The 25,035-nt window shown below is 74.6% G+C and carries 22 protein-coding genes and 1 riboswitch; of the genes, 12 read left to right on the top strand and 10 right to left on the bottom strand.

Features of this window, described 5'->3' with window-relative positions; all coding sequences use genetic code 11:
* Positions 1–3: 3 nt before the first annotated feature.
* The 7 genes from ABEB17_RS13835 to ABEB17_RS13805 are packed head-to-tail and all read right to left on the bottom strand — an operon-like array spanning position 4 to position 7,894.
* Positions 4–777, bottom strand: coding sequence for an adenosylcobinamide-GDP ribazoletransferase (locus tag ABEB17_RS13835; protein ID WP_345717262.1), 774 nt, complete (start codon positions 775–777; stop codon positions 4–6).
* Positions 774–1,865, bottom strand: a complete 1,092-nt coding sequence (cobT, locus tag ABEB17_RS13830; protein WP_345717261.1) for a nicotinate-nucleotide--dimethylbenzimidazole phosphoribosyltransferase — start codon at positions 1,863–1,865, stop codon at positions 774–776. Before cobT ends, ABEB17_RS13835 begins: the two co-directional genes overlap by 4 nt.
* Positions 1,862–3,493, bottom strand: a complete 1,632-nt coding sequence (locus ABEB17_RS13825) for a bifunctional adenosylcobinamide kinase/adenosylcobinamide-phosphate guanylyltransferase (protein WP_345717260.1) — start codon at positions 3,491–3,493, stop codon at positions 1,862–1,864. The genes cobT and ABEB17_RS13825 overlap by 4 nt, the downstream gene beginning before the upstream one ends.
* Positions 3,493–4,344, bottom strand: coding sequence for an ECF transporter S component (locus ABEB17_RS13820; RefSeq protein ID WP_345717259.1), 852 nt, complete (start codon positions 4,342–4,344; stop codon positions 3,493–3,495). The genes ABEB17_RS13825 and ABEB17_RS13820 overlap by 1 nt, the downstream gene beginning before the upstream one ends.
* Positions 4,341–5,978, bottom strand: coding sequence for an ABC transporter ATP-binding protein (locus ABEB17_RS13815; RefSeq protein WP_345717258.1), 1,638 nt, complete (start codon positions 5,976–5,978; stop codon positions 4,341–4,343). The genes ABEB17_RS13820 and ABEB17_RS13815 overlap by 4 nt, the downstream gene beginning before the upstream one ends.
* Positions 5,975–7,111, bottom strand: coding sequence for an energy-coupling factor transporter transmembrane component T family protein (locus ABEB17_RS13810; protein WP_345717257.1), 1,137 nt, complete (start codon positions 7,109–7,111; stop codon positions 5,975–5,977). The genes ABEB17_RS13815 and ABEB17_RS13810 overlap by 4 nt, the downstream gene beginning before the upstream one ends.
* Positions 7,112–7,168: 57 nt before the next feature.
* Positions 7,169–7,894 carry an SCO2322 family protein gene (locus ABEB17_RS13805; protein ID WP_345717256.1) on the bottom strand — a complete coding sequence of 242 codons (726 nt, stop codon included), beginning with the start codon at positions 7,892–7,894 and terminating at the stop codon, positions 7,169–7,171.
* A 304-nt stretch (positions 7,895–8,198) separates the two neighbouring features.
* Here ABEB17_RS13805 and ABEB17_RS13800 point away from each other — a divergent pair, with 304 nt between their 5' ends.
* From ABEB17_RS13800 to cobO, 8 genes are all read left to right on the top strand, one after another.
* Positions 8,199–9,143 carry a cobalamin biosynthesis protein gene (locus tag ABEB17_RS13800; protein ID WP_345717368.1) on the top strand — a complete coding sequence of 315 codons (945 nt, stop codon included), beginning with the start codon at positions 8,199–8,201 and terminating at the stop codon, positions 9,141–9,143.
* Positions 9,119–10,621, top strand: a complete 1,503-nt coding sequence (locus tag ABEB17_RS13795; protein ID WP_345717255.1) for a cobyric acid synthase — start codon at positions 9,119–9,121, stop codon at positions 10,619–10,621. The genes ABEB17_RS13800 and ABEB17_RS13795 overlap by 25 nt, the downstream gene beginning before the upstream one ends.
* A complete protein-coding gene (locus ABEB17_RS13790) occupies positions 10,618–11,091 on the top strand; it encodes a DUF4265 domain-containing protein (RefSeq protein ID WP_345717254.1) in 474 nt (157 codons plus the stop codon). Before ABEB17_RS13795 ends, ABEB17_RS13790 begins: the two co-directional genes overlap by 4 nt.
* 59 nt (positions 11,092–11,150) lie before the next feature.
* A complete protein-coding gene (locus ABEB17_RS13785) occupies positions 11,151–11,696 on the top strand; it encodes a hypothetical protein (RefSeq protein WP_345717253.1) in 546 nt (181 codons plus the stop codon).
* 259 nt (positions 11,697–11,955) lie between these two features.
* Entirely contained in the window at positions 11,956–12,339 is a 384-nt protein-coding gene (locus ABEB17_RS13780; protein ID WP_345717252.1) for a hypothetical protein, read from the top strand.
* 66 nt (positions 12,340–12,405) lie between these two features.
* Positions 12,406–12,556, top strand: a riboswitch (cobalamin riboswitch).
* 56 nt (positions 12,557–12,612) lie between these two features.
* Complete coding sequence (cobN, locus tag ABEB17_RS13775) at positions 12,613–16,344, top strand: cobaltochelatase subunit CobN (protein ID WP_345717251.1); 3,732 nt, start codon at positions 12,613–12,615, stop codon at positions 16,342–16,344.
* On the top strand, positions 16,341–18,386 hold the full coding sequence (locus ABEB17_RS13770) for a putative cobaltochelatase (RefSeq protein WP_345717250.1): 2,046 nt from the start codon (positions 16,341–16,343) through the stop codon (positions 18,384–18,386). Before cobN ends, ABEB17_RS13770 begins: the two co-directional genes overlap by 4 nt.
* A gap of 1 nt (position 18,387) precedes the next feature.
* A complete protein-coding gene (cobO, locus tag ABEB17_RS13765; RefSeq protein ID WP_345717249.1) occupies positions 18,388–19,002 on the top strand; it encodes a cob(I)yrinic acid a,c-diamide adenosyltransferase in 615 nt (204 codons plus the stop codon).
* A 35-nt stretch (positions 19,003–19,037) separates the two neighbouring features.
* On the opposite strand, the gene ABEB17_RS13760 is transcribed toward cobO, so the two are convergent.
* Complete coding sequence (locus ABEB17_RS13760; protein WP_345717248.1) at positions 19,038–19,802, bottom strand: CbtA family protein; 765 nt, start codon at positions 19,800–19,802, stop codon at positions 19,038–19,040.
* A 12-nt stretch (positions 19,803–19,814) separates the two neighbouring features.
* Complete coding sequence (locus tag ABEB17_RS13755; protein WP_345717247.1) at positions 19,815–20,024, bottom strand: CbtB domain-containing protein; 210 nt, start codon at positions 20,022–20,024, stop codon at positions 19,815–19,817.
* Between the two features lie 194 nt (positions 20,025–20,218).
* Here ABEB17_RS13755 and ABEB17_RS13750 point away from each other — a divergent pair, with 194 nt between their 5' ends.
* Genes ABEB17_RS13750 through ABEB17_RS13735 form a run of 4 tightly spaced genes read left to right on the top strand, consistent with a single transcriptional unit; the run spans position 20,219 to position 24,241 of the window.
* Positions 20,219–20,734 carry a histidine phosphatase family protein gene (locus ABEB17_RS13750; RefSeq protein WP_345717246.1) on the top strand — a complete coding sequence of 172 codons (516 nt, stop codon included), beginning with the start codon at positions 20,219–20,221 and terminating at the stop codon, positions 20,732–20,734.
* A complete protein-coding gene (locus tag ABEB17_RS13745) occupies positions 20,734–22,008 on the top strand; it encodes a precorrin-3B synthase (RefSeq protein ID WP_345717245.1) in 1,275 nt (424 codons plus the stop codon). The genes ABEB17_RS13750 and ABEB17_RS13745 overlap by 1 nt, the downstream gene beginning before the upstream one ends.
* A 17-nt stretch (positions 22,009–22,025) precedes the next feature.
* Entirely contained in the window at positions 22,026–22,673 is a 648-nt protein-coding gene (locus tag ABEB17_RS13740) for a precorrin-8X methylmutase (protein ID WP_345717367.1), read from the top strand.
* Between the two features lie 2 nt (positions 22,674–22,675).
* On the top strand, positions 22,676–24,241 hold the full coding sequence (locus ABEB17_RS13735) for a precorrin-2 C(20)-methyltransferase (RefSeq protein WP_345717244.1): 1,566 nt from the start codon (positions 22,676–22,678) through the stop codon (positions 24,239–24,241).
* Between the two features lie 21 nt (positions 24,242–24,262).
* Here ABEB17_RS13735 and ABEB17_RS13730 read toward each other — a convergent pair whose 3' ends face one another.
* Positions 24,263–25,030: a cobalt-precorrin-6A reductase gene (locus tag ABEB17_RS13730; protein ID WP_345717243.1), complete on the bottom strand. Its 768-nt coding sequence runs from the start codon at positions 25,028–25,030 to the stop codon at positions 24,263–24,265.
* Between the last annotated feature and the right edge of the window lie 5 nt (positions 25,031–25,035).

Raw genomic sequence — 25,035 nt, 5'->3', positions numbered from 1 at the left:
GACTCAGGCGGCGGTCGCGAGGACGGCGAGCGTCGCTGCCAGGGACACCTCGACCAGGGCGCCGAGGACGTCACCGGTGATGCCACCCAGCCGGCGGGTGCAGCGGACCAGGACGGCGCCGGCGGCCAGCACGGCGAGCGCCGCGGCGAGCGGGCCGGACCACCACGGCGTGCCGGAGGCGAGCGCGGCGAGGGTCACCACGACCCCAGCCAGCAGGACGGCGGAACCGGCGGCCCAGCGGGGCACGGACCCGGCGACCATGGCTCCCAACCCGTCACTGCGCGCGGCGGGAACCCCCGAGGCGCAGGCCAGCGCGAGCACGGCGCGTGAGACGACCACCGCGGCGCCCGAGAGCAGCGGCTGCTCGACCAGCGCGGCCACGCACGCCACCTGCGCGAGGAGCACGAGCACCAGCGTGGCGGCGCCGATCGGGCCGACGTCCCCGGTACGCATCACTGCCAGCGCCCGTTCGCGGTCGTAGCTGGCGGCCAGCCCGTCGGCGGTGTCGGCCAGGCCGTCCAGGTGCAGGCCCCGGCTCGACCACGCGAGGGCGCCGACGGCGACGGCGCCGACCAGCAACGGCGGGGCGCCCAGGGCCGACCCGGCCCAGCCCACCAGTGCCACGAGTGAGCCGGGCAGCAGGGCCACCAGCCCGGCCAGCGCCATGGCCCGGCCGGCCGCCTCCCGGTCGACGGTGACCGGCGCGGGGACGGGCAGCACGGTGAGGGTGCCCGTCGCCAGCCGGACGCCGTCGCGTAGGGCGCCGGGGCGGCTCACGTCGCGTCGGCGGGCAGCCCGGCCATCGGGTCCGGCGGCAGCAGGTCGGCCAGCAGTCCCATGTCCGCGCACATCGCCTGCGCGGCCCGCAGGATCGGCAGCGCGGTGAGTGCGCCGGTGCCCTCGCCGAGCCGCATTCCTAGGTCTACCAAGGGTTCCAGGCCGAGCACGTCGAGCACCCGGTGCTGGGCCGGCTCGGTGGAACGGTGCCCAGCCAGCCACCAGTGGCTGGCGCTGTCGACCAGCCGGCGGCCGACGAGTGCGCACGCGCACGAGACCACGCCGTCCAGGAGCACGGGGGTGCGCCGGACGGCGGCCTGCACGAGGAAGCCGGTCATCGCGGCGGTGTCGGCGCTGCCGACGGTGCGCAGCACCGCCAACGGGTCCTCGCGGACGGCGCGCCCGCGGTAGGCGGCATCACGCAGAGCGCCGACCTTGCGGGCCCAGGCGTCGTCGTCGATACCCGTCCCGGTGCCGACGACGTCCAGTGGCTGCAGGTCGAGCAGCACCGCGACGAGCGCGGCGGCGACCGTCGTGTTCCCGATGCCCATGTCGCCGGCGATCAGCAGGTCGGCGCCGCTGTCGACCTCCTCGTCCGCGATCCGCTGGCCGCTGACGAAGGCGCGCTCGACCTCGTCGTCGGTCAGGGCGTCCTCGACGTCGATCGAGCCGGACCCGCGGCGCACCTTGTGCTCGGTCACGGCGGCCGGCAGGTCGTCGGTGTCGGCGTCGACGCCGAGGTCCAGCACCCGCACCTTCGCACCGTGCAACGTGGCCAGGGCGTTCACCCCGGCCGCACCGGCGAGGAACGTGCGCACCATCGCGGCGGTCACCTCGGGCGGGTACGCCGAGACCCCCGACCTCGCGATGCCGTGGTCGCCGGCGAACACCACGACGCGGACGTCGTCCAGCGGCCGGGGCGGTGAGGCGCCCTGGACCCCGGACAGCCAGGCGGCCAGCTGCTCGAGGCGGCCGAGGGAGCCGAGCGGCTTCACCAGGCCGTCCAGGCGCAGGCGGGTGTCGCTGGCCGCGTCCCAGTCGCGAAGGCTGACGGCCTCGCGCAGTGCGGTCAGGTCGATCGAGGTCATGCAGTGTCCTGTTCGAGGGAGTCGGCGGTGCTGGCGTGGCGGGTCAGGTCGAGCACGGGGTGCAGTGCGGTGCGGACCGCGGCGTGCCGTCCAGGGGTCGACGAGATGTCGGCCGGGTCGGTGGAGGGTGCCGGGACGTCGAGCGCGCGGTGGGGGCGGGAGACCTCGGCCGGCTGCCCGGTCTCATCCGCGGACCCGGTTGCCGCGGCGGGGGAGCCGAGCGCGGCGAGGTCGAGCACCCGCCCGGCCACCACCAGCAGCACCCGCTCGCTGGCCGCGGAGATGCGGGTGTTCAGCCGGCCCAGCTGGTCCCGGAACACCCGGCCCGACCACGAGCCCGGCACGACCCCCGAGCCGACCTCGTTGCTGACCGCCACCACCGGTACGCGCACCGCGTGCCAGGCCTCGACGAGCGCGTCGACGTGCTGGTCGACGGCGTGCTGCCACCCCGGGGCCTGCTCCCAGGCGCCGCAGCGGGACAGCACGCTGGTCATCCACATCCCGAGGCAGTCGATGATCACCGGCCCCTGCGCGCCGCGCAGGGCCGCTCCGAGGTCGGTGGTCTCCAGCGTGGTCCAGTGCGCCGGACGACGCAGCTGGTGCGCCGCCACGCGTTCCAGCCACTCGTGGTCGTCGCCGTCCGGGACGTACCCGGTGGCCACGTAGGTGACCGGTGCGTCCGCCGCGAACAGGGCCTCGGCCACGCTGGACTTGCCGGACCGCACCCCACCGAGCAACAACGTGCGGCGCGGTTCGTCGTCGCCCCCCACGAGCCCGGTCATGGCTTCGGCCGGCTGCGCGGCGCGGGCCCGGGCGCGGCTGGCCGCCCGGTCGAGCTGGAAGGCGTGCCCGTCGTCGACCACCTGCACGCCCCAGGCACCCAGGCGCGGGCGCAGGTCGACCGGGCTGTGGTGGGACAGGTGGACGGCGGCGATGCGGCTGCCTCGGGTCAGTGCCCGAGCGCCGCGCAACCGCACCATCTGGTCCGCGAAGGTGGACAGGTCGAGGTGGTCGGTGCCGCTCGGCGCACCGGGACCGCGACGGTCACCGAAGGTCGCCTCGAGCAGCACGAGGTCGAACTCGGCGTCAGTCGTGGCGGTGATGGTGGCCTCGGGCAGGGGGCCGGTGTCCGTCGCGTAGAGCATCCGCTCGCCGCCCGGGCCGGTCAGGTCGTAGACGACGGCCTCCTCCTCGCCGTGGGCGCCGGCCAGCACGCGGACGGTGTAGCCGTCCGCCTGCAGGACGTCGCCCGGCAGCACCGCCTGCCAGCGCACCGGCGCATCCGGTGCGGCCCACAGGCACCACGACGCGATGACCGGCGCCGGACCGACGACCGTGAGGGGTTCGGTGCGCCCGGCCCAGGCCCGAGACAGCAGGGCCATGGGCGCGCTGTGGTCGGGGTGGTCGTGGGTGACCAGGATGTGCGTGACCTGCTGCAGGCCGCCCTCGAACCGCAGGGCCGCGCGCGGTGTCTCGGGGCCGCAGTCGAGCAGGATCCGGCCGTCGACCAGCGCGGACGTCGGGCCGCGCCACTGCTGGGCGTGCTGGGCGGCCAGGCAGGAGGCGCACTCGCAGAAGGCATTGGGCCAGCCGTCGGCGGAGCCGGTGCCGAGAAGCCGTACGCGCATCATTCGTCCATCCGTGCCTGAGCCGACGACAGGGACGACGGCGGCTCGAACGTTCCCGCTGTCGCGAAGGCCGCCCGCCGTGCGCCGCGTCGCAGGGAAGCCAGCACGGGCCGGCCGGCTCCGAGCACGAGCGCAGCAGTGAGCAGCCCTCGCGGCAGATCCCACCCCAAGCTGGTGGCGAGGTAAAACGCAGCGTAGCGGCCGAGGTTGGCACCTACGGGATCTCCTGGGACAAAAGTCGTCGCGTCGCCGACCGCGCTGGCCAGGAAGGGCCAGAACCACAGGTTCATCACCACGCCGTAGGCCAGACCGGCGACGAAGCCGTAGGCCGCCAGGAGCCAGCGCTCGTGCCGTCCGGTGGCCCGGGGCAGCGAGCCGGCGAAGAAGCCCACCATGCCGGCGGCGACCATCTGGAACGGCGCCCACGGTCCCACGCCGCCGGTGAGGAACGCCCCGACCAGCACGGACAGCGCCCCGAGGACGAAGCCGGCGCCGCGGCCGAGCACCCGACCGGAGACGACCAGCAGGAAGAACATCGGTTCCAACCCGGCGGTGCCGGCGCCGAGCACCCGCAACGCACCGCCGAGCGCCGCGAGGACGCCCAGGACCGACACGGTCTTGGCGTCCAGCCCGCCGCTGGCCAGCTCCGAGACCACGAGCGCCGCCATCAGCGCGAGCAGCACGACGAACAGCCAGGGCGCGTCGCCGCCGTGGGCGAGGCCCGTGCCGGGCCGGACGACGAACGGCCAGGCGAAGGCCGCGAAGCCCACCAGCATCGTGGCGACCAGGACGACGGAGGACCGCCAGCGGACGGCGATCAGCGCGGCCGACCGGGCCGGTGCGACGCTCACGACGCCTCCAGTGCGGCCGTCAGGTCGGCGACCGTGAGCCACGGCTGCGGGTGCATGACCTTGGCCACCTGAGGGGCGAACGCAGGGGAGCCGCCCAGCACGTCGACGGTCGCGCCGTCCGCGACGATCTCGCCCTCGGCGAGCAGTGCGACGCGGTCCGCGACGTCCGCCACGAGCTCGACGTCGTGGGTGGCGAGCAGCACGGCACGTCCGGCGTCGGCCATCGCGCGCAGGCTCAGCACGAGCCGCGCCTTCGCTCCGTAGTCCAGCCCGCGGGTCGGTTCGTCCAGCAGCAGCAGCGGCGGCCGGCCGGCCAGCACGATCGACAGGGCGAGGGCGAGGCGTTGACCCTCCGACAGGTCCCGCGGGTGGGTGTCGTCGGCGACGTCCGGTGCGAGGTCGGCCAGCAGTGCGCGCACCGTCCCGGCCGGCACGGACATGTCGGCGTCCCCGGAGCGGCACTCCGCGCCGACGCTGTCCGCGTACAGCAGCAGTCCGGGGTCCTGCGGCACCAGGCCGACGTGCCGGACGAGCTCGGCCGGCCGCAGGGTGGCCGGGTCCTGGCCGTCGCTGCGCAGCCGTCCCTTGACGACCGCGAGCTGACCGGCGGCCGCCGCCAGCAGGGTCGACTTGCCGGCGCCGTTGCGGCCCATCAGGGCCACCACCTCACCGGCGTGCACGGCAAGGTCGACGCCGCGCAGCACGGGGGTCCGCCCGCGCTCGACGACGAGCCGCTCGGCCAGCAGCGCCGGCGGGCTCGCCGCGGCCACCGGCAGCGGCGTGATGGACGAAGCGGTCGGCGACGCGGCGGTGGCACCGGGGCGGTCCGCCAGCCGGCGGCGCAACGGCTCGGCATGACGTCGGGCCTCGCGCACCGAGAGCGGCAGCGGCTCCCAGCCGGCCATCCGCCCCAGGGTCACCACGGGCGGGGCGACCGGCGAGGTCGCCATCGCGCGTCGCGGGTCGTCGTGGCACACGAGCCCGTCGGCCACGATCACCACGCGGTCGGCGTACTGGACCACGCGCTCGAGCCGGTGCTCGGCCAGCAGCACGGTCAGTCCCAGGTCGTGCACCAGTCGGGTCAGCGCGGCCAGGACCTCCTCTGCCGCAACGGGATCCAGGGCGGACGTCGGCTCGTCGAGCACCAGGATGCGCGGGTGCGCCGCGAGGACGCCGCCGATGGCGACGCGCTGCGCCTGCCCGCCGGACAGGGTGCGCAGCGCCCGGCCCCGCAGGTCGGCCAGGCCCATCAGGTCGAGCGTCTCCTCGACCCGCTTGCGCATCACGTCGCCCGGCAGCCCCAACGTCTCGAGGCCGTACGCGAGCTCCTCCTCGACGGTGTCCGTCACGAAGGCCGCGGTCGGGTTCTGGCCCACGATGCCGACGACGTCCGCGAGGTCGCGTGGTCGGTGGGTGCGGGTGTCGCGACCGTCCACGAGCACGCGCCCGGACAGCGTGCCGCCGCTGAAGTGCGGCACCAGCCCGTTGACGCACCGCAGCAGGGTCGTCTTGCCGCTTCCGGTCGCCCCGACCACGAGGGCCAGCTCGCCCTCGTCGATGGTGAGGTCGACGTCCCGCAGCACCGGACCATCGGCGCCGTCGTAGCGCACGCCCACCTGCTCGAACCGGATCATGCCGCGGTCCCGAGCGTGCTGCCGCTGCGGTCGGTCCCGGCCGCGGTGGCGTCCGCGCGCAGCCCGGCGCGCAACGCCGCCCGGGCTGGGGGCATCGGGGTGAACCACGCGGGCAGCAGGGCGAAGAGGACGCCGGCCGCCGGGAGCCAGGGCAGCGTGGGCCACTGCGCCGGAACCGTGATCGGCACCAGGCCCGGGGTGCCGCGCTGCGCCGCCGCGATCACCAGCCCCGCCGCGGTGACGCCGCACAGCACGGTCAGCCACTCGGGCACGGCCCACGGATCCGGCCGGTACCGCGAGCGCGGGTCGCGACGCGCCCCCACGAGCAGCGCCGCCAGGACCGCGACCGCGCCCACCGCGAGCAGGGGCAGCCCGAGCAGCGGACTCGACCCACCGTCCAGCACCCCGTACGTGCCGGCGACCACCCCGCCGAGGCCCAGCATGGTCAGGGACGTCGCCCACCGGCGCGAGCGGTCGTCCCGGAACACGGTGCGTCCGTAGCCGCGGGACTCCATCGAGGCGGCGAGCTCGAGCGAGCGCTCCAGCGCGCCGTCGAGCACGGGCACGGCCAACCGGGCCAGCTCGCGAGGCCCCCGCCCGGCGTGGCCGCGCAACCGGCGCGCGGCCCGGACCCGGCGCGCGTCGTCGACCATCTGCGGAGCGTAGGTCAGGGCCACGACGAGCGCGGTGCCGACGTCGTACAACGTGGCCGGCACGTACCGCAGCAGCCGCCGCGGGCTGGCCAGCGCGTTCGCCGCCCCGATGCACGCCAGGACCGCCGCCAGCCGCGCGCCGTCGTAGGCCGCGGCCAGCACCTCCTCCAGCGAGACCGGTCCGCCGAGCCGCACGCCGCCGGCCGCCGCGGGCAGCGGCACCTCGGGCAGCCGCAGCAGGATGGTGGTCCCCGGCACCCCGCCACCGAGCAGCGCCTGGAGCACCACCCGCATCGCGATCACGAACAGCCCGAGCCGCAGGAACGCGCCGAACGGGGACGACGTCCCCGCCTCGCGCCGGGCGGACACCACGTAGCCGGCGACCGCCACCACCAGCAGCAGCAGCAACGGGTTCGTGGTGCGGCTGGCCGCTGTGGCGAGCCCGATCGCCCACAGCCACCACGCCGCCGGATGCAGCATCCGGGGCAGTGTGAGGCTGCGGAGCAGGGGGTTCATGCGCGGGTCACCGGGGAGTCGTCAGTCCTTGAGCTCGCTGCCGCGGCGCATCGCCAGCAGCGCCAGCACCGCGCCGCCGACGACCGCCACACCGATGCCGACCCAGGCGGCCGTGGGGATGCCCCCGTCGTCGTCCGACGCCGTGCTGCTCGAGGCGCTGGTCGGCTCGGCGGCGGGCAGCGTGATCGAGGTGTCCGGGCTGGCCGCGGCGGCCGGGACCGGGTCGACCGGGTCGCCGCAGCCGGTGGCCGGCCAGCCGTTGATCGCGCAGGTCAGGCTCTTGTCCAACCGCAGCGTGAGCCCGGCAGCGGCCATCACGTCCGATCCGGTCGCTGCGGTCGGCACGCTGACGCACTGGGCGATGGGAGCCGGCGGGGCCGACGTCCCGTCCGGTCCGTCGGCCGGACGGCCGAAGTCCACCACGAGCGCGACCAGCTTGTTGCCGGCCGTCTTGTCCGTCGTGCCGCACAGGCTGTCGAAGGTGGGCACGAGGCGCGGGGTGCGGGTGGAGGACTCGTCGGCGACCGCGAACCGCCACCCCTCGACGGCACCGTCGGCCGGTGTGGTCTCGGCCGGGCCCTTCTGGGCGAAGGTCCAGGCGCCGTCCTTGAGCTGGTAGTAGCCCCAGTAGCGGTACGCGTCGGCGTGGGCAGGGCTCGCCACCACGAGTCCGGCGACGGCAGCGACGACGAGCACTGCCATGAGCCGGAGCGCGCGCAGCAGGGTGGTGCGGGGATGGGCGTTCACGTTCGGTACCTCCTCGCGGTGGGCGCGGGAGGTCGGTGCGCTCGAGTCACGGGTCCGTGGGGACCAGTTCCTCCGGCGAGCGCACCAACGTCCGGCTCCGTGCCGCAGACCTCGGCGGATGTGTCGGAGCCTGGTCCCAGGTGCGGTGCTCCGGCTTGCCGTGCCCGTGTGCGGGGTCCGGCCTACGGTTGCGGGTCAGCGCCGGACTCGGACCGGCTTCCCCGCGCCAAGGGTGTCAGGTGCCGCAACCGTGCCACCGGGGCATGAGCACTGTCAAAGCGCCGGGCAGACTGTCCGGGTGCTGTTGCCCCTCAGGACCTCGCGAGCGCTCGGGCTCGTGCTCGGCGCCGCACTGGACGCGGCGTTCGGCGACCCCCGGCGCGGCCACCCCGTCGCCGGCTTCGGGCGGGCCGCCCGATCCCTGGAAGGGCGGCTCTGGGCCGACTCACGGCGTCGCGGCGCCGTCTTCACCGGGATCGCGGTCGGCGTCCCCGTCGTCCTCGCGGCCGCGCTGGAGCGCCGGGCGACGAACCCGGTGGTGCGCACCGTGCTCACCGCTGCGGCGACCTGGGCCGTGCTCGGCGCCCGCAGCCTCGCCGTGGAGGGACGGGTGATGGCCGCGCTGCTCGCGGACGCGGAGGGGGACGGCGACCTCGGCCCGGCCCGCGAGCGCCTGTCCCACCTGGCCGGGCGCGACCCGGCGGGGCTGGATGCTGCCGGGCTCAGTCGCGCCAGCGTCGAGTCGCTCGCCGAGAACACCTCCGACGCCGTCGTCGCCCCGCTGCTCTGGGGCGCGGTGGCCGGCGTCCCCGGCCTCGTCGGCTACCGCGCGGTGAACACGCTGGACGCCATGGTCGGTCACCGCTCGCTCCGGTACGAACGGTTCGGCTGGGCGTCGGCGCGGCTGGACGACGTCGCCAACTTCCTGCCCGCCCGGGTCAGCGCCGCGCTCGCTGCCCTGGCCGGCCGACGTCCCTCCGCGTCCCTGGTGGCCTGGCGCCGAGACGCCGGCCAGCACCCCAGCCCGAACGCCGGTCCGGTCGAGGCCGCCTTCGCCGGGGCCCTGGGCCTACGGCTCGGCGGCGCCAACGTCTACGCGGGGCGGGTCGAGGACCGGGGCTACCTTGGGGACGGACGACCCCCCGCGCGGCCGGACCTGGAGCGCGCGGTGCGGCTGTCCGTCGCCGTCGACGCGCTGGCGGTGCTGCTCGCAGGGGGTGTCGCGTGGGTGCTGGGACGGCGTCGGTGAACCGGCGACGCGGCGCGCTGCTCGTGGCCGGGACGACGTCGGACGCCGGGAAGTCCCTGGTCACCACGGCGTTGTGCCGCTGGCTGGCCCGGCAGGGGGTGGCCGTCGCCCCGTTCAAGTCGCAGAACATGTCGAACAACTCGATGGTCTGCGCGGACGGCGGCGAGATCGGCCGCGCGCAGTGGCTGCAGGCGATCGCGGCGCGGCGGGAGCCCGAGGTGGCGATGAACCCGGTGCTGCTCAAGCCCGGCAGTGATCGGCGCAGCCACGTGGTCCTGATGGGTCAGCCGTACGGCGAGCTGGAGGCGGGCGAGTTCGCCACCGGACGACGGGTCCTGGCCGAGGCCGCCTACGCCGCCTTCGACGACCTGCGCTCGCGGGTGGACGTCGTCGTGGCTGAGGGGGCTGGGAGTCCGGCGGAGGTCAACCTGCGCGACGGGGACTACGTGAACATGGGGCTGGCCCAGCACGGCCGGCTACCGGTCGTGGTGGTCGGCGACATCGACCGCGGGGGCGTCCTGGCCGCGATGTACGGGACGCTCGCCCTGCTCGACCTCGCCGACCAGGCCCTGATCGCCGGCTGGGTCGTCAACAAGTTCCGCGGGGACGTCGGGCTGCTGCTGCCGGGACTGGACACGCTGACCGAACGCACCGGACGCCCCGTGCTGGGCGTGCTGCCCTGGCTGGACGACGTGTGGATCGACTCCGAGGACGCGCTCGCCGTCGCCGGTTGGCGGGGTAGACCGGATGGCCGACCCGTCGGGCGCACGCTGCGCGTCGCCGTCGTCCGCTTCCCCCGGGTGTCGAACGCCACGGACGTCGACGCGCTCGCGCTCGAGCCCGGTGTCGCCGTCGAGGTCACCGCGGACCCCGACGTGGTCGCGGCGGCGGACATCGCCATCCTGCCCGGAAGCCGCTCCACCGCAACGGACCTGGCGTGGCTGCGAGAGCGGGGGCTGGCCGACGCGGTCGTGGCGCGGGCGCGGGCCGGGCGACCGGTGCTGGGGATCTGTGGCGGCTACCAGATGCTGGCGCGCACCATCGAGGACGACGTGGAGTCCGGGGTCGGGCTGGTGCCTGGCTTGGACCTGCTGCCGACCGCAGTGACCTTCGAGCGGGCCAAGGTGCTGGGCCGGCCGACCGGCAGCTGGCAGGGTACCCCCGTGACCGCGTACGAGATCCACCACGGCGTCGCGCACAAGCTCGCGTCGGCGGACGACGTCGAACCGTTTCTCGACGGGTGGCGGCGCGGACCGGTCTGGGGGACCACCTGGCACGGTGCCTTCGAGAACGACGCGTTCCGGCGGGCCTGGCTGGAGCAGGCGGCGCTTCAGGCCGGGCTGCGCTGGACGCCTTCTGGTGCACCGGGTTTCGTCGAGGTCCGCGAGCAGATGATCGACCGGCTCGCCGACGCGGTCGAGGAGAATCTCGACACTGACGCGATCTGGCGGCTGATCGAGGGCGGGCGGTCCAGATGAGCGAGGGGATGGGCTCGACGACCATCCGGGTGATCAGTGGCCACAAGCAGGACGGGACGCCGGTCTACGAGAGCCTGTTGGTGGAACGGACTCCCGAAGGCACGTACCGACTCCTGCGTTCGCCGGGGTTGGTCCTGGGCGTCGCCCGCGACGACGTCGTGCGCTTCGATCGCTCGCGAGAACGCGTCGAGGTCGTCCGGCGTGGGGGCGTCGTCGCGTTTCAGGTGCACGGGCCGCACGCGGTGGCGGACACGCTCGTTGACCAGGTCGCCCAGCTCGGCGGCGCCCTGGATGGTCGGGCTCCGCAGCTGACCATCTTCTCGATCCCCGTGACCGCGGGTTTCGCCGCCATCGAGGGGCTGGCCAACGGCCTCACGCAGCGGCATCCGGAGGTCGAGTGGTTCTACGGCAACGTCTACGACGAGGACGGCGAGACGCCCCTCAACTGGTGGGTTCCCGAGCAGGAGTAGAGCGGGACAGGCAAGCTCCGGCCCCCCGACCGACGCTGTCGATGCGGTACAACAGACCGGTGGCGACGACCCATCTGCAGTTCCACTGCCTGCCCGACGAGGCAGCGGGCCTCTTCGCGGCGTGGACCGAAGGGCTCAGCGGCACGCTGGCCGCGGAGACCTTCTTCCCGGAGTACGCCGTTCACGAGCTGAGGCGTGACGACGGGTGGGCGCAAGCGGTTACCGGTGGCCTCTCGGTCGACCGCTTGAACCTGGTCGTCGGTGGCATTCGGCAGCCGGTCGACCGCTCAACCGACTTCCTCCGTCGTCACCCGGATGCACTGCGGCTGACGCTTCCGATCTCGAACGAGGAGGGACTGCGCGAAGCCTCGCTCGACGGTTGCTCGACGTCCCCGGAGGTCGCGCAGATGTGGCGGACGGCGCTCACCCGAGCCAAGCGCTCTCTCACGCGGGCACCCGTGACGCTGACCCTTCCGTTCACCGGAGCGACCGACTCGGTGCTGCGCTACCACTCGCGGGGGGTCCGGGAGTCGGCAGCCGGCGGGCTACGGCTGCTGGCGATCGCGGGGAACGGCCAGTTCCAGCTGCAGAACGACCCGCGATAGTCGTGTCGAGCGGGACGCAGATATCCGGCAGGAGGCATGCGGTCGCGCGCCGTACGCCCACGTCGAAGATCCTGAGCGCCCTGGTCCCTGCGGGAGTGATCCCTCAGGACGCCGCAGTCGACGCGCGCAAGCGGACCGCCACCTGGGACGAGCACGGCCTCAGGTACGTGGTCTACCTCGCCTCGGGGTCTCGCTGGCGTTTCGTCCGCGGACCGGGAACCCGGACGGGACCGTAGCCGCCTGGCCGACGGCCAGCCGCGTGGCGACCGGCCTGGTGGAGGGCCTCGCGGCGGGCCTGGGTCGGGCCGTCGCGCTCGTGACGAGCAGGCGAGAGCTCTGCCGACTGCTGCTCGCAGAGGGTGATGTGGGCTCCGGTGACGTGTACCTCTGGCACTACCAGGCCTACCCCGCCCGGCTGGTGAAGGCGCTGCTGCTCGCGCGCGACATCGGCGCGCAGGACGACGTCGAGCAGGCGCTGGACGCCCTGCACGGCGGCCGTGTCCTGCCCATCTCACCCAGGGAGTCGGAGGACGTCCTCGTGACGGCGACGAGGCGCGCGCGTGAGTTCGAGGCGGTGCTCGGCCGGCCCATCGACCTGCGTCGGCCGCCCCGAAGGGAAGGCTCTGACCTGACCAGCGCGTGACCGCTGGGTGGGTGGCTGGGCAGGGGGCCGGGCCGATAGGGTCGGCCCTGACCAACGACGGCACGGCAGGAACCCGGTGAGAATCCGGGACGGTCCCGCCACTGTGACCGGGGAGTGGTCGCACCACGCACCGCCGGGTATGACCGGCGGAGCAGCCACTGGGGGCTTGCCCCCGGGAAGGCGGAGCGACCGCGTCGATCCGGGAGTCAGGAGACTGCAGCCGTCGCGACCTTCGGCTTCGGGGCGCGGTACCCCGAGGAGGGACGGCCCTACGTGGCCTCGCGACTGCTTTTGCTCTCCACCTCCGACACGGACCTGCTGGCTGCCCATCGCAGCGGTGCGTGGCAGGTGGCCAACCCCGCCCGGCTGACGGTGGACGACGTCCCCGACCTGCTGCACGGTGTCGACCTCGTCGTCGTCCGGCTGCTCGGTGGTCGTCAGGCCTGGCCGGAGGGCCTGGACGCGCTGCTCGCCACGCGTCTCCCGGTGGCCGTGATGAGCGGGGAGGGCGGCCCCGATGCGCCCCTGCAGGCCCTGAGCACGATGCCGTCCGGGCTGGTCACCGAGGCCCTGAGCTACCTCGTCGAGGGTGGCGTCGACAACCTGCGCGAGCTCGCCGCGTTCCTGGGCGACACGGTGCTGCTGGACGGTGCCTGCTTCGAGCCGCCGCAGGCGATGCCGCAGCACGGCGTGCACGAGTGGACGCCGGTCGCGCCGGTCCTCGACGTGGCCGGCGTCCGCCCGGTGGTGGGCATCGTCTTCTACCGCGCGCACGAGCTCAGCGGGAACACCGCGTTCGTGGACGGACTCTGCGAGGCCGTCGTGGCCCGCGGTGGCCAGCCACTGCCGATCTTCTGCGGGTCCCTGCGCGGGCTCTCGCTCGACGACCCGGACGGCGCCGAGCTGCTCGAGCACCTGCGGCGGTGCGACGTCCTGGTGACGACCGTGCTGGCGTCCGGCGGCACGGTCGCGGCGGCCGCCGGCGCCGGCGGCGAGGACGAGACCTGGGACGCCGGGGCGCTGGCCTCGCTGGACGTGCCGGTCCTGCAGGGTCTGGCCCTGACCAGCTCGCGGGCGGCGTGGCTCGCCTCCGACGCTGCCGTGAGCCCGCTCGACGCCGCGACCCAGGTGGCGATCCCGGAGTTCGACGGCCGGCTGATCGGCGTCCCGTTCTCGTTCAAGGAGCTCGACCGGGGGCCGGTGCCGCTGTACGTGCCGGACGTCGAGCGCTGCCTGCGCCTGGCCGGCCTCGCCGTCGCGATGGGTCGCCTGCGGCACGTCCCGGCGGCCGAGCGCCGCATCGCCCTGGTGCTCTCGTCCTACCCGACCAAGCACGCGCGGATCGGCAACGCGGTGGGCCTGGACACCCCGGCCAGTGCCGTCGTCCTGCTGGATGCGCTGCGGCGCAGCGGGTACGACGTCGGCGGTGGCTTCGACGGGGACGGCGACGCGTTGATCCATGCGCTGATCGCTGCCGGAGGCCACGACGTCGAGTGGCTCACGGACGAGCAGCTCGCCTCCGCCGTCGCCAAGGTGCCGGGCGCGACGTACCGGCGGTGGTTCGGTCGGCTCACCCCCGAGCTGCGGGCAGCGATGGAGCAGGCCTGGGGCGAGGCGCCCGGCCGGCTCTACGTGGACGAGTCCGGCGACGAGCCGGCCATCGCGATGGCCGCGCTGCAGTTCGGCAACGTGGTGCTGATGATCCAGCCGCCGCGCGGCTTCGGCGAGAACCCGGTGGCGATCTACCACGACCCGGACATGGCGCCCTCGCACCACTACCTCGCCGCCTACCGCTGGCTGGAGGCGTCGCCGGAGGACGGCGGTTTCGGTGCGCACGCCGTGGTGCACCTCGGCAAGCACGGCACGCTGGAGTGGTTGCCGGGCAAAGGGATCGGGCTGTCGGCCTCCTGCGCGCCGGACGCGGTCCTCGGCGACCTGCCGCTGGTGTACCCGTTCATCGTCAACGACCCGGGGGAGGGCACCCAGGCCAAGCGGCGGGCGCACGCCACCGTGGTCGACCACCTGGTGCCGCCGATGGCCCGGGCCGAGACGTACGGGGACATGGCCAAGCTCGAGCAGCTGCTCGACGAGTACGCGCTCGTGCAGGCCCTCGACCCGGACAAGACCCCGGTGCTGCGCGCGCAGATCTGGGATCTCGTGCAGACGGCGCAGCTGCACCACGACCTGCACGTGCAGGAGGCACCCGACGACGAGGCGTTCGACGACTTCGTGCTGCACATCGACGGCTACCTCTGCGAGGTGAAGGACGTGCAGATCCGGGACGGTCTGCACGTGCTCGGGCAGGGCCCGGTCGGCGAGGGCCGGGTCAACCTCGTCCTGGCCGTGCTGCGGGCCGCCCAGGTCTGGGGCGGCCGCACCCAGGCGTTCCCGGGGCTGCGCAGCGCGATCGCGTCCTGGGTGGGGTTGGACGAGGCCGTGCTGCTACGCGAGCCGGGGGCCGCCCTCGACGGCGCCGACGTGCTGGGGGCGTCGGCGCTGTCGAGGCTGGTGGACGGTCCGTGCCGCACCGGCGCGGACGTCGTCGACCTTTTGGAAGGTCTCGCACGGCGACTCGTCCTCTCGATGGAGACGCTCGGCTGGGCGCCGGACCGCTGCGCGGACGTGAGCGTGGAAGTGCTGGGGGAGAAGGTCTCCGAGGTCGTGCGGGTGCTGGAGTTCGGTGCGACCGAGGTGGTGCCGCGGCTGGCGAGGACCACCGACGAGGTGGACAACGTGCTGCACGCGCTCGGCGGCGGCTTCGTGCCGGCCGGCCCGTCGGGCTCGCCGACCCGCGGATTGGTGAACGTGCTGCCGACCGGCCGCAACTTCTACGCGGTCGACCCGAAGGCCGTGCCGTCCCGCACGTCCTGGGACACCGGCGTCGCACTGGCCGAGTCGCTGATCGCCCGGCACGTCGCGGACACCGGCGCGTGCCCCCGCTCGGTGGGCCTGTCGGTCTGGGGCACCGCCTGCATGCGCACCCAGGGGGACGACGTCGCGGAGCTGCTCTGGCTGCTGGGCGTCCGGCCGGTCTGGGACGACGCCTCGCGGCGGGTCACCGGCCTCGAGGTCGTGCCGCTGGCCGAGCTCGGTCGGCCGCGGGTCGACGTCACGATCCGCATCTCAGGCTTCTTCCGCGAGGCGTTCCCGCACGTCGTGACGATGCTGGACGACGCCGTGCAGCTGGTCGCCGAGCTCGACGAGGCGGCCGACGACAACTACGTGCGGGCGCACGTCGGCGCCGACGTGGCGGCCGGCGTCGAGCCCCGTCGAGCCAGTGCGCGGGTGTTCGGTTCGAAGCCGGGGGCCTACGGCGCCGGTCTGCTGCCGCTGATGGACTCGCGGTCCTGGCGCTCGGACGCCGACCTCGCCGAGGTGTACGCCGTGTGGGGCGGCTACGCCTACGGCCGCGGACTGGACGGTGCCCCGGCCCGCGGCGACATGGAGCGCACCTACGCGCGGATGCAGGTCGCGGCCAAGAACCAGGACACCCGCGAGCACGACATCGTCGACTCGGACGACTACTTCCAGTACCACGGCGGGATGGTCGCGATGGTGCGGCACCTGACCGGCAGCGACCCCGCCGCGTACGTCGGCGACTCGGCCGTGCCGGACCAGGTCCGCACCCGCACCCTCGGCGAGGAGACGAAGCGGGTGTTCCGCGCGCGGGTGGTGAACCCGCGGTGGATCGCCGCGATGCAGCGGCACGGCTACAAGGGTGCCTTCGAGATGGCCGCGACGGTGGACTACCTGTTCGGCTACGACGCCACGGCCGGTGTGGTCGACGACTGGATGTACGAGAGCCTGACCCGCGAGTACGTGCAGGACCCGGAGGTCAGCGCCTTCATGAAGCGCTCGAACCCGTGGGCCCGCAAGGGGATCGCGGAACGGCTGGTCGAGGCAGCGCAGCGCGGCCTGTGGGCCGAGCCGTCACCTGAGTCGATGCAGGTCCTGCAGGACGCCATCTTGGAGACCGAGGGCGACCTCGAGGGGGAGGGCTCATGAGCATCTCGACGCGCTACCCGTTCACGGCGGTCGTCGGCATGGACGACCTGCGGCTCGCCCTGGTGCTCAGCGCCGTGTCCCCAGCGGTCGGCGGGGTGCTGGTGCGCGGCGAGAAGGGCACGGCCAAGTCCACGATGGTCCGCGCCCTGGCCGGGCTGCTGCCCGACGTGGACGTCGTCAGCGGCTGCCGGTTTTCCTGCGACCCCGTGACGCCCGACCCGGACTGCCCTGACGGCCCGCACCCCCCGCCGGTGTCGGCCGCACGCCGTCCGGCCCGGCTCGTGGAGCTGCCCGTGGGGGCCACCGAGGACCGCGTGCTCGGGTCCCTGCACCTGGAGCGCGCCCTGGCGCACGGCGAGACCGTCTACGAGCCGGGGCTGCTGGCCGGGGCGCACCGCGGCGTGCTCTACGTCGACGAGGTCAACCTGCTCGCCGACCACCTGGTCGACGTGCTCCTGGACGCCGCGGCGATGGGCCGCTCGACCGTGGAGCGTGAAGGGGTCTCGGCGTCCCACGCGGCGCGGTTCGTGCTCGTCGGCACGATGAACCCGGAGGAGGGCGAGCTGCGACCGCAGCTGCTGGACCGGTTCGGGCTCACGGTGCAGGTCGCGGCCAGCCGGGACGCGGCGAGCCGGGTCGAGGTGGTTCGGCGGCGGCTGACGTACGAGGCCGACCCGGCCGCCTTCGCGCAGCGTTGGGCGGACGACGAGACCGAGCTGGCCGCGCGCATCGCCCGCGCGCAGCGGCTGGTCGCGGACGTCGTCCTGACCGATGCGGCGCTGCGGCAGGTCGCCGAGGTGTGCGCGGCGTTCGGGGTCGACGGGCTGCGCGCCGACCTGGTGACCGCCCGCGCCGCGGTGGCGCACGCCGCGTGGCACGGACGGCGGGTCGTGGAGACCGAGGACGTCCGGGCGGCCGCGCGGCTGGCCCTGCCGCACCGGGCGCGCCGTGACCCGTTCGACCCGCCCGGCCTGGACGAGCAGCGACTCGAGGACGCGCTCGATGCCGGTGCGCCGCAGCCCCCGGACGATGACCCGGATGATGACCCCACCCCGCCGGACCCCGGCCCCGACGGCGGCAACGGCGCGGACCCCAGCCCCACCGATGAAGTGGGGGCCCCCAGCGACGCACTTCCGGATGGAGCGGGGGCACCCAGTGACGAACCTAGTGGCGCGGGGGACCCCCGTGCCAAGCAAAGGGCGCACGCGGAGGCGGGGGAGCCCTACCGCGCGCGTCTGCTGACGGTGTCGGGCAGCGGGGTCGGCGTGTCCGGACGTCGCGGCCGCGCGATCACGAGCACCGGACGCACGGTGGGCGCCCGCCGCCCGGACGCCGGCGAAGGCGGCCGGCCGCACCTGCTCGCGACGCTCAGCACGGCCGCCCCGCACCAGCGGGCCCGCGGCCGGACCGGCCCCGGCCTGCTGGTGCACCGGTCGGACCTGCGGCTACCCGTCCGCGAGGGCCGCGAGGGAAACCTGGTGCTGCTCGCGGTGGACGCGAGCGGCTCGATGGCGGCGCGGCAACGGCTGCGAGAGGTCAAGACCGCCGTGCTCAGCCTGCTCCTCGACGCCTACCAGCGTCGCGACAAGGTCGGGCTCGTCACCTTCCGCGGGACGGGGGCCGAGCTCGTGCTGCCGCCGACGTCCAGCGTCGAGGCGGCCGCCGCGCGGCTGCGGCACCTGACGGCCGGGGGACGCACCCCGCTGGCCGAGGGACTGCTGCGCGCCGCGGACGTCGTCCGGGTCGAGCAGCTCAAGGACGCCACCCGGCGCCCGCTGCTCGTGGTGGTCACCGACGGCCGGGCCACTGCCGGCCCCGATGCGGTCCGCCGGTCCCGGGCCGCCGCCCAGCTGATTCGTGAGCGCGGCATCGCCACCGTCGTGATCGACTGCGAGGCAACGGGTTTCGGCACGGTCTCGCTCGGCCTCGCCCGACAGCTCGCGGACGACCTGGCAGCCGAGTACCTGGCCCTGCCCGACCTGGCGGCCGGCTCGTTGACCCAGGTGGTCCGCGACCGGCAGTCCCACGGGAAGGTGGCCTGACATGCCGCAGGGGCAGCCGACGACGGTCCCGCAGGACGGGCTCACCACCCGGCAACGCCGCAACCGGCCGCTGCTGATCGTGCACACCGGCGACATGAAGGGGAAGTCCACGGCGGCGTTCGGCCTCGCCCTGCGCGGCTGGAACCAGGGCTGGGACGTGGGCGTCTTCCAGTTCGTCAAAAGCGCCAAGTGGAAGGTGGGCGAGGAAGCCGCGCTGCGGGCCCTGGGACGGCTGCATGAGCAGACCGGTGAGGGCGGCCCGGTGGACTGGCAGAAGATGGGCGAGGGGTGGTCCTGGACTCGCAAGCAGGGCAGCGAGGACGACCACGCGGCCGCCGCGCTGGAGGGGTGGCGAGAGATCCAGCGCCGCCTCGCTGCCGAGCAGCACGGGCTGTACGTGCTCGACGAGTTCACCTACCCGATGGGCTGGGGCTGGGTGGACGTCGACGAGGTCGTGCAGACCCTCCGCGACCGGCCCGGCCACCAGCACGTCGTGATCACCGGACGCCGGGCCGATCCACGCCTGGTCGAGGCGGCCGACCTGGTGGTCGAGATGACCAAGGTCAAGCACCCCATGGACGACGGGGCCAAGGGTCAGCGGGGCATCGAGTGGTGATGCCCCGCCGACCCCAGAACGCCTGCCGGACCGCGTCAGACCGCGGCGAGCGGGCGGTCACCGGCGACCGCTGGCGATGCTGCCGCCCGCTCTGTGAGCGCGCCGAACGCCAGCCCGAGCGTCGTCCAGACCGCCAGCTGGGTGGCCAGCGAACCCAGCCGGAAGCGCCACAGGACGTCCGCCGGGAAGGCACCCAGCTCGTCCACGGCGGGCAGCACCGCGTACGCCACGCCGACGAGGACCACGAAGGTGCCAACGCCTGCGAGGCAACGGTTCCAGGTCGACGCCGTGCGCAACCGACGCGCCACCCACACCGCCGCGACGGCGAACAGCACGGACAGCGCGAGCATCGCGAAGTACAGCCCGGACCGGCGCCCGATGCTGGACGGGTCGCCGACCGCGGGCGGGTTCGCGGGGTACTTCAGGAACGGCACCAGCGAGACGGTGACGAAGCCGGCCAGGGCCAGCAGCGCGGACGTCGCCCGGGCACCGAGCCGGCCGAGCCGGCCCTGCGCCGTGGCCGCGCCGATGCCGAAGAGGCCGCCGAGCGCAGCGCCGAACAGCAGCAGCGCGGTCAGCAGCCCGATGGAGCTCTGCACGCCTCGGCTGACGAGGGGTGCCTCTTCGCCGTGGGTGTGCTCGGCGACGAGCCCGGCAGCGTGCTCGGCGGCGTGGCCGGACTCCTCCACCGCGATCGCGGAGGCGACGGACGGCTCACCGAGGAAGTGCGCGACCACGAAGGCGACCGCACCGGCGAGCAGCCCGACGAGCAGGCCGCGGATCAGGAAGGACCTGGTCATGTCGGCCGCCCCTCAGTGGCAGGGGAAGCCGAGCAGGTGGCGACCGTCGTGCAGGAACTCGTGCACGCCGGCGCCGGAGAACACGGAGACCGCTCCCTGCTCGGAGGACACGAAGTACAGCACGACGAGCGCGAGCAGCAGCGCGAACGCCGCCCAGGGGGCGACCTCACGCAGCGGGATGGGGGCAGCGGTGGGCTGCGCGGAAACGGTGGGATGACTCACGGAAAGACCTCCTGCGGATCGAGCGTCCGGGACGGATCGGATGACGTCGCAGGGTCTGGCTCCCGATGCTCGGGCCGTGGGCTCGAACGCCGGACACAGTGGCGCGACCGCGCCGGAATCTCACCGGCTGCCTCACAACGTCAGGGTGGCGCTGACACTAGGGCCGTCCTGACGACGGTGTCAAAGGATGCGCCATGACGTTGCGGCTCAGCCTGATCAGTGCCGGTCGACCCGCGGACGCGAACCGTGCGCACCGCCTGACCGGCGCATTCGCCGGCTGGGACGCCGTCCGTGGGCCAGGCTCCGAGTGCGCCAGAGCGAGCGCGCTCGCCGGGCTCGTCGAGCCCGTCCCGGTGGCAGCGGACCTGACGGACTGGGACCTCGGCCGGTGGACCGGCCAGGACATCGACGTCCTCGCCGCGGCCGAGCCCGACCTGGCTGAACGGTGGCTGACCGACCCGACGTTCGACGCGCACGGCGGCGAGTCCCTGCTGGCGCTGCAGGAACGAGCCGGTCGATGGCTGGACGGCGTCGCAGACCGGCGACGCGGCCGGTTGGTCGCGGTGGCACCGGGCCCTTGGGTGCGGGCCGTGGTGTGCGTGACGGCGGGTGTTGCGCCGCAAGGATTCTGGCGGCTGGACGTCGAGCCGCTGGCCGTGGTCGAGCTCACCCTGCGACCCGGACGCCGTGCCCTGCGGTGGAGCGCGTGATGGGCCCTGCGGCGCGGGGAAGGACCGCCGCGGACGCCTGCCCGGGTGCGCTGCGCCCGCACCTGGCGGCGGACGGCGCCATGGTCCGGCTGAGGATGATCGGCGGGGTGCTGGCGTCCCGTTCGCTGGCTGCGCTGGCCGACCTGGCGGACCGGCACGGGGACGGCGCACTGCACCTGACGTCCCGCGGCAACGTGCAGCTGCGCGCCCTCCGGGCCGTCGGTCAGGGTCTCGATCCCGTGGTGGTGCAGGCGATTCAGGGTGCGGGGCTGCTCTCGTCACCAAGCCACGAGCTGGTCCGCAACGTCCTCGTGTCGCCCGGTACCGGCCGGCTCGGTGGGCTGGTCGACCTGACCGGGGCGGCGCGCGAGCTGGATCGGCAGCTCTGCCAGGACCGCCTGCTGCCGGCCCTGCCCGGGCGCTTCCTGTTCGCGCTGGACGACGGCACCGGCGACGTGGTCGGGCTCGGCGCGGACGTGGGGTGGTGGGCTCTCCCGAGCTCGGGCGACGACCCGGGGGCCGTGCCGGTGGGCGCTCTGGTGGTCTCCGGACGCGACACCGGAGTCCGCCTGACCCTGCCCCGAGCGGTGCCGGCCCTGCTCGCCGTAGCGCGGGCGTTCGTCGCCCGCCGGGCGCAGGACGCGCGCGTCGGAGGGGCCGCAGCCTGGCGGATCGGCGAGCTCCCCGACGGTGTCGAGCGGGCGACATCCCTGGTGCTGCAGGCGGAACCGTCGACGACGACCGCAGCTCCGGTCGCCCTGCCGCCGGCTCGCACCCGGCTCCCGGAACTCGGCGTGCTGGTCCAGCACGACGGCCGGTCCGCGCTCGCCGTCCTCGTCCCGCTCGGCCGGCTGTCGACGGCGGCCGCCCGGGTGATGGCTCGGTCGGCGGAAGGCGTCGTCCTCACACCGTGGCGTGAGGTGCTCGTGCCCGACCTGACGGCGTCAGCGGCGCGCAACCTCGTCCGCGAGCTGTCCGGGCTCGGACTGGACGTGACCGGCACCTCCGGTTGGCGCGGGGTCTCCGCGTGCGCGGGGCGACCCGGCTGCGCCCGCGCGCTGGTCGACGTCCGGGCGCTGGCGTACCGGTCCGTCGGGCTTCGGGTCGCGGCGTCCGACGCAACAGGCGAGCCGAGTCCGTTGCACTACAGCGGCTGCGAGCGCCGCTGCGGGCACCCGGCCGGCCCGCACGACGAGGTCGTGGCCACCACCCGAGGGCTCATCGAGGGTCGAGTGGACCCGACCGCAGCAGATCCACGAAGGAGTACCGAGTGAGCACCGAGACCGTGCCGATGCGGGACGCGCCGACGCCGACGTGGGACTACGTCCGAGACGGCGCCGAGATCTACCGGCAGTCGTTCGCGACCATCCGCGCCGAGGCCGACCTGACCGGCCTGCCGGGGGACCTGGCGCCGGTCGTCGTCCGGATGATCCACGCCTGCGGCATGGTCGACCTCCCGGCGGATGTCGCGGCATCGCCGGGTGCCGTGCGGCAGGCACGACAGGCCCTGCGGGACGGCGCACCCGTCCTGTGCGACGCGCAGATGGTCGCCTCGGGGATCACCCGCTCCCGGTTGCCGGCGGACAACGACGTGGTCTGCACGCTGTCCGACCCGCAGGTGCCGGAGCTGGCGGCGCGGCTCGGGACCACCCGCAGCGCCGCCGCGCTCGAGCTCTGGCGGCCACGGCTGGCGGGCGCGGTCGTGGCCATCGGGAACGCGCCGACGGCGCTGTTCCACCTGCTGGAGATGCTGGCGGCCGGGGCGCCGCGCCCGGCGGCCGTGGTCGGCATCCCGGTGGGGTTCATCGGGGCCGCGGAGTCGAAGGCCGCGTTGGCGACCGGGGGCCACGGGGTCCCGTACCTGGTCGTGCACGGCCGTCGCGGCGGTAGTGCGATGACGGCGGCGGCGGTCAACGCCATCGCGGACGTGAGGGAGTGAGCATGGCGCGCGGACGGTTGTGGGGCGTCGGGCTCGGGCCGGGCGACCCGGAGCTGGTGACGGTGAAGGCGGCCCGGCTGGTCGGCGCCGCGGACGTGCTGGCCTTTCACTCCGGACCGCACGGGCGCAGCATCGCCCGCCGGATCGCCGACCCCTACGTGCGCGACGGGCAGATCGAGGAGCCGCTGGTCTACCCGGTGACGACAGGGACGACGGCGCACCCCGACGGCTACGAAGGGGCCGTCCGCGACTTCTACGACGAGGTCGCCGTGCGGCTGGCCGGGCACCTGGACGCCGGGCGGGACGTCGTGGTGCTGTGCGAGGGCGACCCGATGTTCTACGGCTCGTACATGTACACCCACGAGCGGCTCGCCGGCCGTTACGAGACGCAGGTCGTGCCCGGTGTCACCTCGGTGAGCGCCGCGGCCGCCGCGCTCGGCCGGCCCCTGGTCGAGCGCGACGAGGTGCTTACGATCCTGCCCGGGACCCTGCCGCGGGCCGAGCTCGCGCGGCGGCTGGCCGACACCGACTCGGCTGCGGTGCTCAAGCTCGGCCGCACGTTCGGCACCGTCTCGGGCGCGATCGAGGACGCCGGACGGGGGCCGTCCGCCTGGTACGTCGAGCGTGCGTCCACTCCCGACCAGCGCACCACTGCCCTGCGCGACGTCGACCCGCAGACCGTCCCGTACTTCTCGCTCGCGCTGTTGCCCAGTCCTACCGGCCAGCGTTCGATGGGCCAGTCGGCGATCGGCGCCGTGGTGCCAGAGCCGTTGTCCGGCAACGGCCTTGCGCCACCGTGCGCCCCCGGCGAAGTGGTGGTGGTCGGCCTCGGCCCGGGGGAGGAGGGCTGGTTGACCCCGCAGGCGAAGCGCGAGCTCGAGCGGGCGGACCACCTCGTGGGCTACCGGACCTACCTCGACCGCGTCCCGGTGCGCAGCGGGCAGACCCGGCACGCCTCGGGCAACACGGTGGAGGCCGACCGCGCCGACCACGCGCTCGCACTGGCCGCGTCCGGCGCTCGGGTCGCGGTGGTGTCGTCCGGCGATCCCGGCGTGTTCGCGATGGCGGCGGCCGTCGTCGAGCAGGCGGCGGACGAGCGCTGGGCCGCGGTCGGCGTCCGGGTCGTTCCCGGCCTGACCGCGGCGCAGGCGGTGGCCAGCCGGGTCGGGGCGCCGCTCGGCCACGACTACGCCGTCGTGTCGCTCAGCGACCGCCTCAAGCCCTGGGACGTCATCGAGCGGCGGCTCGACGCTCTCGCGGCGGCCGACCTGGCCATCGCGATCTACAACCCGGCGTCGCGCTCCCGCACCTGGCAGGTCGAGGCAGCTCAGCAGGTGCTGCTGCGTCATCGCCAGGCGACCACCCCGGTGGTCGTCGGCCGGGACGTCGGTGGGCCGGCCGAGACAGTGCGGGTGGTGACGTTGGGCGACCTCGATCCGTCGTCAATCGACATGCGGTGCCTGCTGATCATCGGCTCGTCGACGACTCAGGTGCTGGCGCGCCCGGGGGTGAACGGCGACCCGGGTCAGCCCCTGGTTCTCACCCCCCGCCACTACCCGAGCACCTGACCAGAACGTGGCAGCCTCGCCTCACGGGCGATGCGAGGTTGCCACGTCGTCGGGCAGACGGCCCTGGACCCATGCCAGGGCGGCGTCGACGTCCGGCACGGTCGGTGCTCCGGCGGGGGCCGGCCGCCGGATCATCACCACCGCGACCCCGAGCTCACGCGCGGCGCGCAGCTTGGCCGCGACCAGCGGGCCGCCGCTGTTCTTCGTCACCAGGACGTCGACCCCGTGCTCGCGCATCAGGGCCTGCTCGCCGTCCACGGTGTAGGGCCCGCGGTCCAGCAGCACCTCGACGTGCGACGGCAGCGGCTGCGTCGGCGGGTCCACGCACCGCGCGAGCACCCGCACCTCGGTCAACGCGGCGAACGGCGCCAGGTCGCGCCGTCCGGTGGTGACCAGCAGGCTGCGGCCCAACCGGGAGGCGACCTCCGCCGCCTCGCGGACGTCGTCCACCTCGTGCCAGCGATCGCCCTCGCCGGGTGCCCACGCCGGTCGCTCCAACCGCAGCAGCGGCACCTCGGTCGCCGCACAGGCGACCACGCAGGACCGGGAGATCCGAGCCGCGAACGGGTGGCTGGCGTCCACCACGGCGAGCGGTCGGTGCCCGACCAACCAGTCCCGCAGGCCGTCCGGCCCGCCGAACCCGCCGATCCGCACCTCACCCTCGGGCAGCCGGGGCCGGGCCACCGCACCGGCCAGCGAGGTCAGCACCCCGATGCCGCTGTCGACGAGCCGCCCCGCCAGGTCCCGGGCCTCGCCGGTCCCGCCGACCACCAGCACCGCCCCGCTCACCGGTC

The organism is Angustibacter luteus (assembly GCF_039541115.1).
GTDB classification, from domain to species: Bacteria; Actinomycetota; Actinomycetes; order Actinomycetales; family Angustibacteraceae; genus Angustibacter; species Angustibacter luteus.
The sequence above is the reverse complement of the archived record's forward strand: the minus strand, read 5'-3'. Positions and strand labels throughout refer to the sequence as shown.